Raw genomic sequence first — 17,703 nt, forward strand, 5'->3', positions numbered from 1 at the left:
TTGTGAAGTACATCACTTTATTCTTACTAGTTAGTGAGTATATTAATTGAACATGATAAGCGTTTATGGGATAGACTGTGATTAATTTAAGTTAAAAAATATTTTTAAGTGCAATGCCTCGGCTCCCATAATAAATAAGTGTATTTATATATTATTTCGTGAGGTAAAAAGACTATCATGAGTATAATCACTCGATTAAAAATAGTTTCATTTTTACAGTTTTTCATATGGGGCTCTTGGTTAGTTACCTTTGCATCATATATGCTCAATACCCTTCATTTTAAAGGTGGGGATGTAGGGTTAATATTTAGCACACTAGGAATAGCATCATTATGCTCACCTATTTTAATCGGTCTAATAGCAGATAAAATCAACAATAGAAAATTAGTTTATGTCACAACTCATTTGATATCAGCATTTTTTCTAATTCTAATGGCGCATAGTTCTTCATTTAGCTTACTTTTTTTAATGACATTGTTTCATCTTCTTTTTTATATGCCAACAATGTCGATATGCAATAGCATAATTTTTGAAACTATTGGTAAGGAAAAATTAAATTCAGAAGAATATTTTCCTAAAATTAGAGTGTATGGGACGGTTGGGTTTATATCCGCAATGTGGATAATTAGTTTATTGGAATTAGAAACTAGCTATTATCAACTGTACATTGCTGCAATTGCTTCTGTTATTTTGAGTATTTATTCTATTGTTTTTATCTCAATAAATAATCACAGTAAATCTGTAATACGCGAATTCAGATAATAAGTGCAACGCTCGGTCATGTTAGATGGAAGGACGGTTAGCTACTGATAAGCTATCCTGCTCTTCCGACCAAAGATGAGCGAGTAAGTATGAAGTATCAGCAACTAACCGAAGGACAACGATACCAGATATCGATACTGCGTGAGGATAATTTATCCTGCCATGAGATAGGTATCCGTATCGGTGTAAGCAAGTCCACGGTCTCCCGTGAACTGAGGCGTAACACTTCAGATACTGGTTATAACCCACAACAGGCACACCAGAAGTGCTGTGATAGGCGGCTGTCATCTGCCAAAAGGACAATTCCTCAGCAGACCATAGATTTCGTGATATTTGCTCTGGAGTGGAAGTGGAGTCCTGAGCAAATAAGTGCAATTGGCAGCATTATTGGTCTTAGCGTCAGCCATGAATGGATTTACCAGTATATCTATGCGGATAAGCGTAGCGGTGGCGAGTTGTACAGGCATCTTAGGCAGGGCAAACGGCGATATCGTAAGGGCTACGGGCAGAAACGAGGGCGCATCCCTGATGCGGTATCCATTGAGCTACGGCCGTCAGTCGTCGATGACCGTAGCCGTCTGGGGGACTGGGAGGCCGATTTGGTGCAGGGTAAACAGGGCACTGGTGCTATCGTGACACTGGCAGAACGCAAAAGCCGTATTTACCTGACAAAAAAGGTGTTTTCAAAGGATGCGGTGGAAGTCAGTAAGGCCATTATCTCACTGCTGAGTGAGTATCAGGATGTATGTCACACAATAACGTTCGATAACGGTCTAGAGTTTAGTGAGCACAAGGCGATAGCAGAAGCACTGAACGCAGATACGTACTTTGCCCATCCGTATGCCTCGCATGAGCGTGGGCTGAACGAGAATACGAATGGGTTGTTAAGACAGTTTATCCCGAAAGGAACAGACCTGCGGACAGTGACAGAAGAAGACTTACAACGCTATCAGGGAGCGTTGAACAGCAGGCCACGCAAGTGTCTGGGGTTCAGACAACCTTCGGTGGTGTTTGCGGAGCTAAGAAAGGCGGCTTAGCGTTGCACTTCGGACTTGAATCCGCCATAGATGCTCCTCATGCTTTTGAATTTAGCGACTTAAAAATTCTATTTGGAAAGCCTCAAGTGGTTGTTTTTCTGTTTTTTTCTATGCTCTTAGGATCTGTTTTACAGATCACAAATACATTAGGCGTACCTTTTTTACAAGACCTTTCTGAATTACCTGAAGCCAAAAATTCAATTTTTTCAGCGCATCCGACAATATTCTTATCAATATCGCAATTTTCTGAGGTCTTGTTTATATTGCTACTCCCATTGTTATTAAGGTACATAAAAATAGAGAAAATTTTATTACTAAGTATGATTGCGTGGATATTACGTTTTGGATTATTTGCTTATGGCGATTTTACATATATAGGAACCATGGTGTTATTTCTTTCTATGATAATTTATGGTTGTGCATTTGATTTTTTTAATATATCTGGTTCTTTATTTTTGGAAAAAGAAATAACCCCGGAATTTCGATCTACCGCGCAAGGTGTATTTACTACATTGGTTAATGGTTTTGGTACTTTTTTAGGGGCAATACTGAGTGGTTGGGTATTAGACCTTAATACAACGAATGGTGTTGTTGATTGGAAAATGTTCTGGATTATATTCACTAGTTATACGCTTGTATTTACACTAGCTTATGTGGTCTATCTGATTTTTACAAAAAACAATGTTAAAAAAATTCATGTTTAATAAAAATGTAAAATTTTTGAGGTATATATTATGTTAGATATCGATCAGTACTCTATTCAAGATATGAGTTTGGCAGAACTTGGGATGAAGCGTATCAATTGGGCAAAAACACATATGCCTATTATGAAGCATTTAATAAAAAGACTTGAACAGGAACAGCCTTTTAAAGGAATGACTATTGGCATTTGTTTGCATGTTGAAGCGAAAACAGGAGTATGGCTTGAAGCTTTAACAAAAGGTGGCGCAAGAATTGCCATTACAGGCTCTCCTGGTTCGACACAGGATGAAACAGCCGCAGCATTGGTTAAGTATATGAATGTCAGTGTTTTTGCGAGAAGAAACGAGTCATTTGAGGATCATATTACCTATTGTAAAAAGGTATTAGAAATGAACCCTTGCATCATTGCTGATAATGGCGCTGATTTGCATGAACTAGTCCTGACTGATCCTAAATTTAAGTCGTTACAAAAGACAATTATTGGTGCAACTGAAGAGACAACAACAGGGGCAAATCGTTTACGAGAAAACTTTGTTTCTCAACTTTGGCCAACACTCATTATTAATGATACTCAGTCTAAGCGAATTATAGAAAACAGATATGGCGTCGGTTCATCAGTTGTTGAAAGTATTGCTCATGCGACTAATGTGATGATACACGGTAAAAAGGTTGTCGTTATCGGATATGGATATTGTGGTTCTGGTGTAGCGCAGCGCTTCAGAGGAATGGGGGCTCATGTTACTGTTGTTGACACAAATCCACTGACTCGGTTGGAGGCACATTTAGAAGGTTTTCAGACCGCGGAACTTTTGGATACTTTGTGTGATGCTGATTTTGTTGTCAGTGTAGTGGGACGAGATAACATACTGACCTCGAAGCATTTTACGGCAATGAAAGATAATGTCATTGTGGCAAATGCAGGGCACTTTCAACGTGAAGTTGATATAAAAGCGCTGAATTCCATCACATCTAGTTGCGAAGACGTCACGCCTAATATCAACAGATACCAACTGAAAACAGGTAAAAATATATTTTTAATGTCTGATGCAAATTTAGTCAATTTATCCGCAGGTAATGGTAATCCTATTGAAGTTATGGATTTAGGGCTGGCGCTACAAACATTAAGCTTAGAAAAAATAGCACTCAGTAGTAAAACATTAAAAAATATCCCACAACCAGTTCCTTTTGATATAGAAATGAAAGTGGCGCAACTCGCCTGTGATAATTGGATCACGCATTAATTTGAGTCAAGGCGTAATGACTTAGAACCTATCCCAATAGGATTTTATTCCAGACAATGATGGCACAGGCAAGATGCAGCATTGCCTCATAATTCTCGACCTTCTTCTCCCAACGAGTCAGGACACGACGGTAGCGATTCATCCAACTGTGTGTTCTCTCTACAACCCAGCGGTGGGCCTTAAAATCCGTGTTTTTGATGGCTTCTGATTCATCCTTCCGTGACTGGATATGAGGTTCATAGCGACGACTTTTCAGATACGCTCCCAACCATTCCGCTTCATACCCTTTGTCCATGCACAACCGGAGCCTCTTGCCCGGTCTGCCCGTCTGGAGGGCATCGAGCGTATCCGCAACCAGCTTTATGTCGTGCGTATTTGCTCCAGCGACAACCAGTGCAAGCGGAAGCCCGTTCCCGTCAGTCATCAGACTGCGCTTTACGCCCCGTTTCCCTCGGTCTGTTGGGTTCTTGCCTGTTTTTTTGAGCCTGCCAGCGGTGATTTGGTCATACAACCATCCATCGACAGCCACGACCAGTCAATAGCGTCCAACTGTTCGCAAGCAAGCAACCCGTTTTGCCAGAAGCGTTCAAATACGCCAGCATCCCGCCACTCCTGAAATCGGCGATGAGCAGAGCTTGACGAGCATATACCGGTGGCATTTAGCGCATTCCACTGGCAACCCGTCCTGAGTACGAAGAAAATGGCGTTCATTGCAGCGCGATTATCAACCCGCTTGCGGTGCGTACCCAGCGGGTGTTGAGTTCTATGCTCCGGGATGAGAGGAGCCATTTTCTCCCAGAGTTCATCACTGATTTGCCACTTATTACCTACCATACGTTGCCCTCATAAATTATCATTATGTATTATCTGACAATTCCTTTTGGGATAGGTTCTTAATAAACATTAATGTTTAGTGCAAAACAATTATTATAATAAATTAATTTTGAGATAATAATATGAAGAGAATATTTCTTGGTTCATTATTAATAAGCGTTTTAATCTCATCATCGTATGCTGATAATTTAGTTGAGGTTAATATACTCAGTACATCAGATATCCATTCTTTTATTAGTGATGATAACTATTACAGTAATACTAAAAGCGAAAATTATGGTTTGATATCATGGATAGGCACTATTGAAAAGTTTAGACGTGACCATAAAAATACTTATTTAGTTGATACTGGCGAACTTTTATCAGGAAACCCAATCGGTAATCATGTCATTAAACGTTATAATCAGAATGATGCCTATTATAATATTTCTCCTATTATATGCAGCTTGAATGCCCTAAATTATGATGTCGCAACTCCAGGTAATCATGATTTTGATAATGGCGTTGATTTTTTAAAGAAGTCTTATTCAGGTGCAAACTTTCCTGTGGTTTTAAGTAATGTTATTGATAAAGAAAAACAGGAAAGCCTTTATCCTGAGTATATTATAAAAGAAAAAAATGTAATCGATGACGTAGGTAAAAATCACTTATTGAAAATTGCTTACATAGGCTTGGTTCCTCCGCAAACAATGCTTTTTAATAAAAGTAAACTGGAAAATAAAATTATATTTTTTGATATGCTAGAATCTGCCAATAGCGCAGCAGATAAGGCTAGAAAGGATGGTGCAGATCTTGTAATTGCTTTATCCCATTCAGGGATTGATGTATCACCAATTGAATATGGAATGGAGAATGTAGCATATTATCTTGCAAGAAATCCAAATATTGATGGTGTTTTATTTGGTCATACTCATGAAATATTTCCTTCTAAAAAAACGATAGCGCATGAAAATATTAATATTGAATCAGGAAAAATATTTGATAAGCCAGCTGCACAACCAGGGAAATGGGGGGAGTCAGTATCTGCAATAACCTTTAACCTTGAAAAAAAGAATGGGCAATGGCTTATAAAAAGTAGTAAAGGTTATCAATTAGAAAAAAGTGATGTGCCTGCTGCGGAAAATACTATTAAAAGTGTATTATCATGTATAAATGATACAGAAATAGACTTAAAAAAAGATTTAGATAAGGAGGTCAGTCTTGATCAATTTAAAATTGATAATAATTTTAATTTAATAGGAAATGAAAGTTTAACAACACTCCTTGTTGATTCAATTCATGATTATATGAAAAATTACACAAATGAAAATGATAAGCTGCTTGTTTCTATTTCACCTTCTTTTTCATTAAATGACGATAATTATATCATTGATATACAGGATAGAAAGCTTACGAATAGAGACTTAAATCAAATTTTCTACCCTGCTTATTTATCCGCCCTAAGAGTAAATAAACAGCAGATAATTGAATGGTTAGAAATGAGCTCGAATATATACAACTCCCCTGATGGTGACTCTACTCCTTTGATAAATAATCAGTTTCATAGTTTTCTATTTTACCCAATAATAGGGTTGACATATGATGTAAATATTAGCAATCAGCCGTTATACGACTTGTCTGGTAAGCGGAATGAACAGGTGAAAAAAGGAAGGATATCTAATATTCGTTATAATGGTATAGAAATAACGGACGAAGATTCCTTTATTATTGTTGCTAGTAAATATGCGCCTTTTTTTCAAAATAATAAAGATAGCCCTTATTTAGATATTGGAAATGAAAGAAATATTGATATTTTCAGTAAATATATTTCCTCACACCATGAATATTCTAAACCTAAAAATAATTATCGCATAATTTCTGACTTACCAGTACAAATGCATTTAGTATTACCGCATTACACAGACAAGTCAGCGACGTTCTTATGGAATAATCAATATGAACTGAAGTTGAATAGCCAAGATAAAAAGTGGATGACTTACCAAATAAAAATAAGCAAGTGACATTTGGAGACTATTTTAGGTCGTTGAGAATGGCTAAGGTAGTCTCCATTTTTAGTTGACCGTTACAGCTTACCTGTATTTAAAGTTTTTGGTTGCCGTTCGGTCGGATACTATTGGATTGCGAGTGATGATTTAGCGGCGGGTGGTCGCCTTGGCTTATGGATGGCGCTACAAAATGTCATTGAATTGGGTATCGATTCAGTTGCCCATTGCATTAAGGTTGATGATGCGGCACCGGGTATTGAAGAAGGGCGTAATGCGGGTATGTGGAGTGTTGGTCTTGCTTTATCAGGTAATGAGTTTGGTAAAACATGGGATGAATATCAAAGCATGTCAGCCGATGACACCACACAATTACGCCAGCAAGCAGCTAATAAATTATTTACTGCGGGGGCGCATTATGTGATAGGGACATTAGCTGAGTTACCTGATCTTATAGAGAAGATAAATATTCGACTGGCTAATGGCGAAAGACCTTAAGTCACCGTATCGCCGATTTCAATTAGGCTGAGTTCGAGTCTGTGCGATATTGTGGTGCCTATTACCTCAACTTTTATGAGTAGGCACCACCGACCTAAGCCACTCAATTAAATAACACCACGAGGTAATTCAGGTGCTAATGTTGCAACCATTACCGCTTTGATTGTGTGTAAACGGTTTTCTGCTTCATCGAACACAATGCTGTAAGGGGATTCAAAAACCTCTTCCGTGACTTCCAAACCTCCCCACATATCAAACTCTTTAGCGAGTTGTGCGCCAAGGGTAGTATCTTCATTATGAAATGCAGGTAAACAATGTAGGAATTTGACATCTGGGTTACCAGTGAGCTTAATGACATCCATATTCACTTGATATGGCTTAAGTAAATGAATTCGTTCAGCCCAGACTGCTTTTGCTTCACCCATTGACACCCAAACGTCGGTATACAGGAAATCTGCACCTTTGACCCCTTCAGCGACATCCTCAGTGAGCGTGATTTTCCCTCCCGTTTTCAGTGCCGCTTTTTGGCAAATTTCAACTAATTCAGCTTCCGGCCAGCAACTTTTTGGTGCAACTAAACGTACGTCCATCCCCGTCAGTGCGGCGGCTTCTAGCATGGAGTTCCCCATGTTGTTACGCGCATCGCCTAAATAAGCAAATTTAATTTCGGATAGAGGCTTGTTCGGTTGATGTTCTCGGATAGTGAGTAAGTCGGCTAATAACTGTGTGGGATGGAATTCATTCGTTAATCCATTCCATACAGGCACTCCCGAATGTGTTGCTAAGGTTTCAACCGTTGACTGACTAAACCCCCGATATTGAATACCATCATACATCCGACCAAGCACTCTCGCGGTATCTTTCATGGTCTCTTTATGCCCGATTTGACTACCGGAAGGGCCAAGGTAAGTCACTCTAGCTCCTTGATCAAACGCTCCAACTTCAAAGGCGCAGCGTGTGCGTGTAGAGTCTTTTTCAAAGATAAGGGCAATATTTTTACCCGCGAGTAGCGGTTTTTCGAGGCCAGCTTTCTTCTGTGCTTTTAGCCATGCTGACAGTTTCAATAATGAATGAATTTCGTTAGGTGTAAAATCAAGTAACCTAAGAAAATGCTTTTTATAGAAGGGGTTCATAAAATTCAGCCTTTTTTATTTGAATTAATATTCAATTTATATTCATAAAAATTCAAAATCAACCCCCAATAGAAAAGAAATTATTCATTCAGGTATGGTGTCACTGGCAGCCCTATGGGAGAATGGCCTAGAGACTAGCGATAATGAAAAAAGAGGTGTGGATATGGTGGATAAAGCTGAGTTAGAGGCACAATACGAAGAAACGCGTCTAATTATTGAAGAGTTACTGGAAGATGGCAGTGATCCTGATGCATTGTATGCAATTGAACACCATTTCTCAGCAGACAATTTTGAACTACTAGAAAAAGCAGCAGTAGAAGCCTTTAAATTAGGTTATGAAGTCACTGATGCGGAAGAGCTGGAAGTCGAAAATGGTGTGACGCTAATGTGTTGTGATGTGATCAGCGAAAGTGCACTTAATGCAGAGTTGATCGATGCGCAAGTTGAACAGTTGATGAAGTTAGCTGAAAAATTAGGTATCAACTATGATGGTTGGGGAACTTACTTTGAAGACCCTGATGCTGAATATGATGACGAAGACGAAGACGGCGAAGAAGATGGAGAACGTTTCCATTAATTCGGCAAAGGCTGTAATTTAAACCGTGTAATTGCCTGCTTTTGATATGTTGATCCTAACAACAAAGCAGGCACATGATGACCGAAAAATAGTTAACGATTCAATCCATATCCTAAATAACTGGCTAACATGGCATATCTATCTTAGTCAGCCAGCTATCAATAAACCTTTCTTAAGCTGGATCTGTTGGGTACCCTGCTGTACTGAGTGCGGTACGGAAAATACTTTCATCAATACGGCTGTTGATCTGCACTTTTTTCGTCGCAGGGTCTGCTTCAACCTGTGCTTGCGCATCAATATCTAATACCACTTTTTTGATTGATTTCGCGCAGCCATCACAAGCCATTTTTGGGATAGTTAAATTAATCATTTTTACACTCCTATTATCAATACGTTAATCAATATAAAGCTTCCCCCTATTGGAAGGTCAATCAATTTTTTACCATACGCATTGAGAAATTATCGAATCGACGATTTTTAGCTGGCGGCGTCTCATCGCGCTTTGTTGGGTTCACTAAATTTTCAATGATCGGACAATCAGGTTTACTGTCGCCATGGCAATGTTGAGTCAGTGTTTCTAATGTTTTAGCGATAGCTTGTAGTTCATTGATTTTTCTTTTTAGCTCGGAAAGATGGGTGAGTGCCATCGCCTTAACATCGGCGCTAGTGCGTTCTCTATCCCGCCATAAGTACAGTAAAACAGAAATTTGTTCAGTGGAAAAACCGAGTGCTCGAGCGCGGCGGATAAGATTAAAGCTATCGACATCGGATTGATTGTAATAACGGTATCCTGCATCGGTACGCTTAGCCTTGGGGAGCAAACCTGTTTGTTCATAATAACGGATCATTTTTGCTGAGATACCAGAAAGTTTGGCTGCTTGACCAATATTCATAATTTTACCTCTCCAACAGTATGATACCCCTTGAAACAAGGTGCTTATGACTTCTCTTTTGCCCGTTTAAGAGCGGCAATAATGTTTGGTTTTTGTGAGGCAAAAGTGCCGTAAAATAGATGTTTTCCAATTAGGGTAATTGGCGCGACGCGTACACCAGTACGCGCCTTCGCCTCGGCCATAATTTGTGGGTCGGTCAGATCCCGCTCGTCAAATGTAAGTTGTTCTTTAACCAACCACTCTTTGAGCAATTGGCAATCGGGGCAGGTGGGGGTGGTGTAAATTGTAATTTTAGGTTGAGATGTCAGCGCCATCATGTTCTCCTTTCGATTGGTATAGCCAGACCTGAGCAAGGCCTGGCTTGTCGATTGTTTATTGAGTGATGCCTTCTTTCATCGGTGCTTGGAAGCGTTTAAGACGTAAGGCGTTACCTAATACAAAGACGCTAGAAAGAGCCATTGCCGCCGCCGCTAAAATCGGTGAAAGCAAAGTGCCATTAATTGGGTACAGTAAGCCTGCTGCTACTGGGATCAAGAGCGCGTTATAAGCGAACGCCCAAAATAGGTTTTGTTTTATATTACGGATAGTCGCTTGGCTTAAGGCAATTGCATCGACAACACCACGCAAGTCACCTGACATCAAGACCACATCTGCCGCTTCAATGGCGACGTCTGTTCCCGTACCGATAGCCAACCCAACATCGGCTTCGGCAAGTGCAGGAGCATCGTTAATACCATCCCCCACAAAGGCGACTTTATTGCCATTACTACGGAACTGTTTTAGTGCTGCGACTTTACCGTCAGGCAGTACTTCGGCAGCCACTTCATCAATACCGAGTTGCTTAGCGATTGCAGCAGCCGTTGCCGCATTATCACCGGTGATCATCGCCACTTTTAAGCCTAATGAATGTAAGGCTTTAATCGCTTCTGGGGTGGTCTCTTTTATTGGGTCAGCAACGGCAATAATTGCTGCTAAACGCCCATCAATTGCCGCATACAGCGGGCTTTTGCCTTGTTCGCCTAAACGTAATGCGGTTGGTTGGAAATGGCTCACTTCTAAGCCGAGTTGTTTCATAAAGCGATCAGCCCCGACAGAAATTGAACGGCCTCCTACTTTCGCTGAAACACCAAACCCAGGTACGGCTTCAAACTCTTCGATTGCGGCAAATGAAATCCCTTTTTCTTTTGCGGCAGCCACAATGGCTTCGGCTATCGGATGCTCGGAGCGGGTTTCAATCGCAGCAACTAAGGCTAAAACTTCATCATATTCAAATCCTTCTGCTGGAACGAGATCGGTTAATTCAGGGCGACCTTTTGTTAACGTACCGGTTTTATCCAGAGCGACGACACTGACATCACGCAGAGCTTGTAAGGCTTCACCTTTACGGAAAAGAACACCTAATTCCGCTGCACGACCAGTACCGACCATAATAGATGTTGGTGTCGCAAGGCCCATCGCACACGGACATGCAATAATCAATACCGCAACGGCGTTGATCAGAGCAAAGGTGAGCGCAGGATCTGGGCCAAAAATCAACCAAATAAAGAAAGTGATAACTGCACCTGCCATGACCGCTGGCACAAACCACATCGTGACTTTATCCACTAATGCTTGGATTGGTAGTTTGGATCCTTGCGCTTCTTCAACTAAGCGAATAATTTGTGCTAATACGGTGTTTGAACCAATTTGGGTCACACGGAAACTGAATGCCCCTGTTTTATTGATAGTACCGCCGACAACCTCAGAGCCTATTTCTTTTGAGACAGGAACCGGTTCACCGGTGATCATGCTTTCATCGACATAAGAAGCCCCTTCGATAACAACACCATCAACAGGAATTTTTTCACCCGGACGAACGAAAACAATGTCGTCGGTGGCGACTTCATCGAGTGGAATTTCGATCATTTTGCCATCACGTTCCACTCGTGCTGTTTTGGCTTGTAAGCCAACAAGGCGTTTAATGGCTTGAGACGTCTTCCCTTTTGCTCGCGCCTCCAATGTGCGACCAAGCAGAATTAATGTCACGATAACGACCGCGGCTTCGAAATACACATTCGCAGTGCCAACGGGCAGAATTTGTGGCATAAAGGTGGCAACAACTGAATAGCCGTAAGCGGCTGCCGTACCGACTGCAACCAGTGAGTTCATATCCGGTGCAGCACGCAGCAACGCGGGAACCCCTTTTTGGAAAAAGCGCAAGCCTGGGCCGAATAAAACGAGAGTGGCTAACACAAATTGGATATACCAATTGAGTTGCTGACCGAGAGTATTTGCAACCCAATGATGAATACCCGGAATAAAGTGAGAGCCCATTTCAATAATAAATACTGGTAGCGTAAATATTGCGGCAGTAAATAGTGAACGGCGCAGTGAACGCTCCTCTTGTTCACGACGTTCATCCGCTTGCTCATTCACATTGGTGCTGGCATCGGATAAGCGACGAGGCTTATAACCGGCTTGAACAACGGCAGCTTCTAAGTCAGCGACAGTGACGGCTCCAGACAAATGGCGAATGCGAGCGCGCTCGGTGGCTAAATTGACACTCGCTTCAATAACACCGGGTATTTGAGTAAGTGCTTTTTCAACACGACCAACACAAGATGCACACGTCATCTCTTCAATGGCTAATTCTGTGATTTCTTCTCTGACTTTATAGCCTGAACTTTCAATCGCACGGATCGCGGCGTCTACATCAACATGCTCTTTAAATGTAATGTCTGCACGTTCAGTTGCTAAGTTCACGACGGCGGTATCAATATTATCGACCGCTTTTAAGGCACGTTCGACACGGCCTACACAGGATGCACAGGTCATTCCTTCGACTGGTAAACTCAGCCTATTGGCTGAAGATTGAGATAGATTCGTAGTCATTGATTTACCCTCTTAAGTATCATCATGCGTAAAGCCTAACGTTTACCTTAAGGGGAAGGTCAAGCATTTTTTTTATTATTATGTTCAAAAAAGAGATAGCCACAGTCAAATGTAACTATCTCTTTGTTTTATATGCAATATAATAGGTTTGTATTATGAGTTCGCTAAACTATCGTTGTTTAGCGAACTGTTTTTGAGGTCGATTATGGGGATTTTTTACCCGCTAATTTACGTATCATCATGTAGAAAACAGGGGTTAATAGTAAACCAAATAGCGTTACACCTAGCATGCCGAAGAACACCGCAACCCCCACGGCTTGTCTCATCTCTGAACCCGCTCCCGTCGCTAAAACAAGCGGGATCACGCCAGCAATAAAGGCAAAGGATGTCATCAAAATAGGGCGTAATCGTAGATGAGCGGCTTCTGATACGGCGGCTAAAGGATCTTTTCCTTGTTTCTCTTGGGCGATCGCAAATTCAACAATCAAAATCGCATTTTTTGCAGCAAGGCCGACCAGTACAATGAAAGCGATTTGTGTGAAGATATTATTATCTCCATTGAGCAACCATACGCCGGCAATAGCAGAAAGTAGAGCCATTGGCGCGATTAATAGTACAGAGAATGGTAATGACCAACTGTTATATTGAGCAGCCAAGATCAAGAAAGCAAATAGCACTGCTAATGGGAAAATATAGAGTGCTGAATTACCCGCTAACTGCTCTTGATAGGTTAGATCTGTCCATTCAAAGCTCATGCCTTCGGGCAATGTTTCACGTAAGATCTTCTCCATCGCATCAGTGGCTTGTCCTGAAGTAAAGCCAGGAGCCGCGTTGCCGGTGATATCGACAGAAGGGTAACCGTTATAGTGGATCACGCGATCAGGGCCATTTGTACGGGTAATCGTCACTAAGCTACTCAGAGGGATCATCTCCCCATGCTTATTACGTACCTTGATGAGTTCAATATCTTTAGGATCCATTCTAAAAGGTGTATCTGCTTGCACAATGACGCGATAGGTTCGACCAAAACGATTGAAATCATTGACGTAGAGTGATCCCAAATTAATCTGTAATGCATCAAAGATATCGGTGAGCGTAACACCTTGCGCTTTGGCTTTTTCGCGATCAATATCCACATCGATTTGTGGCGAATTGGTCTGGAAACTTGCCATCATGCCAGTTAATTCGGGAGCTTGCATTGCTTTCATCAACACTTGCTCTTGCACTTGCGCTAACGCATCAAAGCCAAGATCAGCCCTATCTTCTATTTGTACCTTAAAGCCCCCCATCGAACCCAAGCCGGGAACCGGAGGTGGAGGGAATATGCCAACAAAACCATCCGGTATTTGACTAAATTTACCCATTAGGCGTTCGGCGATGGCATTTGCTGATAGTGAAGGATCAGTACGCTCATCAAACGGTTTGAGCATTGCAAACATGAGTGCTGAATTCGGTAAGTTAACAGGGCCATTTACAGAGAGGCCAGGGAACGCTACCACGTTTTCAACACCAGGCTCCATCAGTGCGAGGCGTGACATCTCTTTCACAACCGCTTCTGTTCTATCGAGAGAAGCACCCGAAGGCAATTGCGCGACGCCAATTAAGTAATATTTATCCTGTGCAGGAACAAAGCCATTAGGAACCACTTTAAACCCGAGTGCGGTTAGCCCAACAAAGCCAAGATATAGCACAAGAATAATTAAACTTCCTCGTATGCAGCGGCGTACAATCTGAACGTATTTGTTGGATAATGCATTGAAAAAGAGATTAAATTTAGCGAAAAAGCGACTAAATATCGCATTGATAATGCGAGTCAACCAGTCTGGTTTGCTATTTTTATCATGGGGCTTCAGTAAGATAGCACTGAGAGCAGGAGATAAGGTCAATGAGTTAATCGCAGAAATAATCGTTGAAATCACGATCGTTAATGAAAATTGTCGATAAAACTCACCTTGTAAACCGGATAAAAATGCGGTTGGAATAAAAACAGCCGCTAATACTGATGTAATAGCAATAATAGGGCCTGTGACCTCTTCCATCGCTTTAAAGGCGGCTTCTTTTGGTGTTAATCCTTCCGTGATATGCCTTTCAACGTTTTCAACGACGACTATCGCGTCATCCACCACTATCCCTATTGAGATAACTAAACCGAATAGCGATAGTGTATTGAGAGAAAAGCCGAATAGGTACATAAAGGCAAATGTTCCCACGAGTGATACGGGAACAGCTACTAACGGAATGATTGATGCTCGCCAACTTTGTAAAAAGAGCACCACGACAATAACCACTAATATGGTGGCTTCAAGTAAGGTGATAGCGACCGATTTTAGTGAGGCGCTGACAAAAATGGTTGGATCGTAGGCAATTTTATAGTCGATCCCTTCGATAAAGTTAGCCTGTAAACGAGCCATGGTTTCTCGTACCGACTCTGCCACTTCCAACGCATTTGCTCCGGGGCTCATGACAATCTGTAAGCCAACCGCGTTTTGCCCATTCAGTAAGCTGCGAAGTGAATAATTATCGGCACCTAGCTCTAATCGAGCGACATCTTTTAAATAGGTCGACTGCCCATCTTCGCCTGTTTGAATAATAATATTGCCAAATTGCTCTTCGGTTGTGAGTCGACCAAGTGCATTGACGCTGATTTGAAATGAGGACGTTGAGTTCGGCTGCTGCCCAATCGAACCTGTAGCGACTTGAATATTTTGTTCGCGAATAGCCGTAACGATATCATTTGCCGTTAAGCCTAATGATGCGACTTTTGTGGGATCAATCCATGCTCGCATCGCATATTCACCTTCCCCCCAAACTAATGCGCTGGCAACACCGGGTAATCTAGCAATTTCATCACGCACATTGAGTAAAGCGTAATTAGAGACAAACAGTGGGTCATAGACATTATTGGGTGAGTACATATGGACGACCATTAGGACATCCGGTGACGTTTTTTCCGTTGTGACGCCAATTTGTTGAACTTCTTGAGGCAAGCGAGGAATGACGCGCGAAACTAAGTTTTGCACTTGAATTTGTGCAATATCGGGGTCGACATCTTGCCTAAAAGAGATGGTCAGTACCATTTTTCCATCGGTCGACATTTGCGAGCTCATATAGAGCATGCCTTCTACCCCATTAACCGCTTGTTCGATGGGGGAGGCCACCGTATCAGCGATCACCTTGGGTGTTGCACCTGGATAACTGGCGATAACCTGAACCGTAGGGGGAGTCACGGATGGATATTCGCTTAGGGGCAATTTATAAAAGCTCAAAATCCCTGCTATCAATATAAATATTGATAAGACCATGGCAAAGATAGGGCGCTGTATAAAGAAACGGGGAAAATTCATTATCTGTTTTCCTCTATTTCATCTGAAGGTTGATGTTGAGTTTGGTGAGGCTCTTTTGTTGATGAAGGATCCATTGAGGTGTATTCAGGCATCACCGCCATACCCGGTCTAACAAGGCCTTTAATAATGACCTTTTCACCCGCAGTTAAACCCTCATTGATCACTCTAAGGCCATCAACTAGGGCACCTAACTGGACAGGGCGATATTCAGCTTGGTTATTGTTATCAAGAACCAAGACATAGTTTTGCCCTTGATTAGAGCCGATTGCTTGGTCATCAATTAAAATGGTGGTTTTTTTAGGGCCGGTAGGAAGTTGTGCACGAATAAAAGCGCCGGGAATCAGTTTCCCCTCTTTGTTAGCAACGACGGCGCGCACTTTTACTGTGCCTGTTGTCCGCTCTATTTGGTTACCAACAAAATTCAGGCTTCCTAAATAGTGGGTACTTTTTTCATTCGGTAATTGTATGGTAACGGGCGGTAATGTGGCCTTAGTATTGCTTATTGTTGATGATTGTAACCCCGCTAATTGATGAAAAGTGGCTTCATCAATATCAAAATAAGCATATATTGGGTCAATTGAAACAATCGTAGTTAAACGTGTTGCACTACTGGTGTCTCCACCAGTCACTAGGTTCCCTTCAGTAATAAAGGCTCTATCGACTCGGCCTGCAATAGGGGAACGAATTTGCGTATAAGATAAATTGAGTTTGGCGGATTCTACCGCGGCTTTTGCTGATTTTACTTGTGCATTATTTGCGGTCAGCGTGGATAAGGCATCATCATAATCTTTCCGCGAAACGGCACCTTTATTTACTAATCCTTTGAGGCGTTGGTAATTTCTACTAGCTTGAGCCGCTAAGGCTTCTGCTTGGCTTAATTTTCCCTCAGCCTCAAGCAAGGCGATTTGAAATGGATGAGGGTCGATTTGGAAGAGTAAATCGCCTTTTTTAACCAGTTGCCCTTCAGGAACGTCTACAGAATTAATCCGTCCACCCACGCGAGAGCGTAAATCAACCGTTTTGGGTGAAGCTAAGTAGCCTGTAAATTCAGAAAAAGGAGTCATTTCCCGTTGGATCACTTCCGCGACAGGCACTTTAGGGAGTATCGTAGAACTTGTCGTTTCGGGTTTATTATCATTATTAGCATCTTGTGCGATAGCGAGGCCGCTTATCCCCATAGCCACAACAAATGTCGCATATATTCCGATTTTCATCTTCATAATAAACTTTACCTAATTAATTGATTTCATTGTTAGCTTTAATGTTGAATAACCAATGTTGTGTAAGGGTAAAGGTTACAGTAGTTGTAAGGTCAACAGTTTTAATGCAAGCAGGTGTGGGAATATATTGAAGGACAGTGTTTACGTTTATTTTTAATTAAATAAATTGAATACTCTCAATAAGGTTATCTTAGAGATAGATATAAAAATAAGTTTGCAAAAGCCAAATAAGTTATTGACCTTGTATCTACTTTAAGGTTTTTAATATTCATCATTAATTAAAACACGGACATAAATAAGGATTAATGATGAAAAAGATTATCGCTTTATTTGTATTAAGCCTAGTTAGTTATCAAGGCGTCGCTGCAAATAATCAAACATATTCTCAACAGGCATCAAGTAAGGTTACTGAGAATTATTTATCTGTAGATACGCATAAAAAAATACTCAGCTCAGCCACATTTATTGGTGATGCGAGTTTATCATCAATAGAAACGCAAGCTCAGGAAACGGCAAAAAAGATAGGGGCGAGTAGTTATAAAATTGTTGGAGCAAGTGGCGAAACTAAACTCCGAGGACATGTTATATTTTATCAATAAAATCCTTTGA

Annotated in this window: 14 protein-coding genes and 2 pseudogenes; 8 read left to right on the forward strand and 8 right to left on the reverse strand. The window is 41.2% G+C overall.

All coding sequences use genetic code 11. From position 1 onward, the window contains the following. The first annotated feature begins 177 nt into the window (after positions 1-177). The 4 genes from M1E93_RS16215 to M1E93_RS16230 all read left to right on the forward strand — a co-directional run bounded on the left by M1E93_RS16215 (position 178) and on the right by M1E93_RS16230 (position 3,742). A complete protein-coding gene (locus M1E93_RS16215) occupies positions 178-762 on the forward strand; it encodes an MFS transporter (RefSeq protein ID WP_426207019.1) in 585 nt (194 codons plus the stop codon). 89 nt (positions 763-851) lie between these two features. Beyond that, positions 852-1,799 carry an IS30 family transposase gene (locus M1E93_RS16220; RefSeq protein WP_140035165.1) on the forward strand — a complete coding sequence of 316 codons (948 nt, stop codon included), beginning with the start codon at positions 852-854 and terminating at the stop codon, positions 1,797-1,799. After that, positions 1,742-2,503, forward strand: a complete 762-nt coding sequence (locus M1E93_RS16225; protein WP_426207020.1) for an MFS transporter — start codon at positions 1,742-1,744, stop codon at positions 2,501-2,503. Before M1E93_RS16220 ends, M1E93_RS16225 begins: the two co-directional genes overlap by 58 nt. 30 nt (positions 2,504-2,533) lie before the next feature. Next, positions 2,534-3,742 (forward strand): adenosylhomocysteinase, encoded by a 1,209-nt coding sequence (locus M1E93_RS16230; RefSeq protein ID WP_004915914.1) that lies wholly within the window; start codon positions 2,534-2,536, stop codon positions 3,740-3,742. A gap of 28 nt (positions 3,743-3,770) precedes the next feature. On the opposite strand, the pseudogene M1E93_RS16235 reads toward M1E93_RS16230, so the two are convergent. Continuing rightward, positions 3,771-4,576 (reverse strand): annotated as a pseudogene (locus M1E93_RS16235) (IS5 family transposase). Between the two features lie 122 nt (positions 4,577-4,698). On the opposite strand from M1E93_RS16235, the gene M1E93_RS16240 reads away from it, so the two are divergent. Both M1E93_RS16240 and M1E93_RS16245 read left to right on the forward strand, forming a co-directional pair. Further along, entirely contained in the window at positions 4,699-6,576 is a 1,878-nt protein-coding gene (locus M1E93_RS16240; RefSeq protein ID WP_426207021.1) for a metallophosphoesterase, read from the forward strand. 111 nt (positions 6,577-6,687) lie between these two features. Next, positions 6,688-7,056 (forward strand): annotated as a pseudogene (locus M1E93_RS16245) (HAD-IA family hydrolase); the annotation flags it as partial. Positions 7,057-7,163: 107 nt separating this feature from the next. Here the strand turns inward: M1E93_RS16245 and argF are convergent. Continuing rightward, on the reverse strand, positions 7,164-8,189 hold the full coding sequence (gene argF, locus M1E93_RS16250) for an ornithine carbamoyltransferase (RefSeq protein WP_014657351.1): 1,026 nt from the start codon (positions 8,187-8,189) through the stop codon (positions 7,164-7,166). A gap of 163 nt (positions 8,190-8,352) precedes the next feature. Here argF and rraB point away from each other — a divergent pair, with 163 nt between their 5' ends. Continuing rightward, complete coding sequence (gene rraB / locus M1E93_RS16255) at positions 8,353-8,766, forward strand: ribonuclease E inhibitor RraB (protein ID WP_060561499.1); 414 nt, start codon at positions 8,353-8,355, stop codon at positions 8,764-8,766. A gap of 172 nt (positions 8,767-8,938) precedes the next feature. Here rraB and M1E93_RS16260 read toward each other — a convergent pair whose 3' ends face one another. The 6 genes from M1E93_RS16260 to M1E93_RS16285 all read right to left on the reverse strand — a co-directional run bounded on the left by M1E93_RS16260 (position 8,939) and on the right by M1E93_RS16285 (position 17,094). Continuing rightward, entirely contained in the window at positions 8,939-9,136 is a 198-nt protein-coding gene (locus M1E93_RS16260) for a heavy-metal-associated domain-containing protein (protein ID WP_104873181.1), read from the reverse strand. 61 nt (positions 9,137-9,197) lie between these two features. Continuing rightward, positions 9,198-9,659 carry a Cu(I)-responsive transcriptional regulator gene (gene cueR / locus M1E93_RS16265; protein ID WP_004915938.1) on the reverse strand — a complete coding sequence of 154 codons (462 nt, stop codon included), beginning with the start codon at positions 9,657-9,659 and terminating at the stop codon, positions 9,198-9,200. 44 nt (positions 9,660-9,703) lie between these two features. Continuing rightward, positions 9,704-9,973: a glutaredoxin family protein gene (locus M1E93_RS16270; protein ID WP_104873182.1), complete on the reverse strand. Its 270-nt coding sequence runs from the start codon at positions 9,971-9,973 to the stop codon at positions 9,704-9,706. Between the two features lie 58 nt (positions 9,974-10,031). After that, on the reverse strand, positions 10,032-12,530 hold the full coding sequence (locus M1E93_RS16275) for a heavy metal translocating P-type ATPase (protein ID WP_104873183.1): 2,499 nt from the start codon (positions 12,528-12,530) through the stop codon (positions 10,032-10,034). Positions 12,531-12,733: 203 nt separating this feature from the next. Next, positions 12,734-15,874, reverse strand: coding sequence for an efflux RND transporter permease subunit (locus M1E93_RS16280; RefSeq protein ID WP_004915945.1), 3,141 nt, complete (start codon positions 15,872-15,874; stop codon positions 12,734-12,736). Further along, positions 15,874-17,094 (reverse strand): efflux RND transporter periplasmic adaptor subunit, encoded by a 1,221-nt coding sequence (locus tag M1E93_RS16285; protein ID WP_104873184.1) that lies wholly within the window; start codon positions 17,092-17,094, stop codon positions 15,874-15,876. Before M1E93_RS16285 ends, M1E93_RS16280 begins: the two co-directional genes overlap by 1 nt. Positions 17,095-17,402: 308 nt before the next feature. Here M1E93_RS16285 and M1E93_RS16290 point away from each other — a divergent pair, with 308 nt between their 5' ends. Then, positions 17,403-17,693, forward strand: coding sequence for a YdgH/BhsA/McbA-like domain containing protein (locus tag M1E93_RS16290; RefSeq protein WP_223854648.1), 291 nt, complete (start codon positions 17,403-17,405; stop codon positions 17,691-17,693). The last annotated feature ends 10 nt before the right edge of the window (positions 17,694-17,703 follow it).

The sequence above is a fragment of the Providencia sp. PROV272 genome (assembly GCF_049901975.1).
Lineage (GTDB): Bacteria > Pseudomonadota > Gammaproteobacteria > Enterobacterales > Enterobacteriaceae > Providencia > Providencia stuartii.

What these genes read in the sequence shown, in the direction of transcription:
- M1E93_RS16215 (WP_426207019.1), top strand. Translation starts at nt 178, where the DNA reads ATGAGTATAATCACTCGATTAAAAATAGTTTCATTTTTACAGTTTTTC.
- cueR (WP_004915938.1), bottom strand. Translation starts at nt 9,659, where the DNA reads ATGAATATTGGTCAAGCAGCCAAACTTTCTGGTATCTCAGCAAAAATG.
- M1E93_RS16280 (WP_004915945.1), bottom strand. Translation starts at nt 15,874, where the DNA reads ATGAATTTTCCCCGTTTCTTTATACAGCGCCCTATCTTTGCCATGGTC.
- M1E93_RS16290 (WP_223854648.1), top strand. Translation starts at nt 17,403, where the DNA reads ATGAAAAAGATTATCGCTTTATTTGTATTAAGCCTAGTTAGTTATCAA.
- rraB (WP_060561499.1), top strand. Translation starts at nt 8,353, where the DNA reads ATGGTGGATAAAGCTGAGTTAGAGGCACAATACGAAGAAACGCGTCTA.
- M1E93_RS16260 (WP_104873181.1), bottom strand. Translation starts at nt 9,136, where the DNA reads ATGATTAATTTAACTATCCCAAAAATGGCTTGTGATGGCTGCGCGAAA.
- M1E93_RS16230 (WP_004915914.1), top strand. Translation starts at nt 2,534, where the DNA reads ATGTTAGATATCGATCAGTACTCTATTCAAGATATGAGTTTGGCAGAA.
- argF (WP_014657351.1), bottom strand. Translation starts at nt 8,189, where the DNA reads ATGAACCCCTTCTATAAAAAGCATTTTCTTAGGTTACTTGATTTTACA.
- M1E93_RS16270 (WP_104873182.1), bottom strand. Translation starts at nt 9,973, where the DNA reads ATGGCGCTGACATCTCAACCTAAAATTACAATTTACACCACCCCCACC.
- M1E93_RS16285 (WP_104873184.1), bottom strand. Translation starts at nt 17,094, where the DNA reads ATGAAGATGAAAATCGGAATATATGCGACATTTGTTGTGGCTATGGGG.
- M1E93_RS16275 (WP_104873183.1), bottom strand. Translation starts at nt 12,530, where the DNA reads ATGACTACGAATCTATCTCAATCTTCAGCCAATAGGCTGAGTTTACCA.
- M1E93_RS16220 (WP_140035165.1), top strand. Translation starts at nt 852, where the DNA reads ATGAAGTATCAGCAACTAACCGAAGGACAACGATACCAGATATCGATA.
- M1E93_RS16240 (WP_426207021.1), top strand. Translation starts at nt 4,699, where the DNA reads ATGAAGAGAATATTTCTTGGTTCATTATTAATAAGCGTTTTAATCTCA.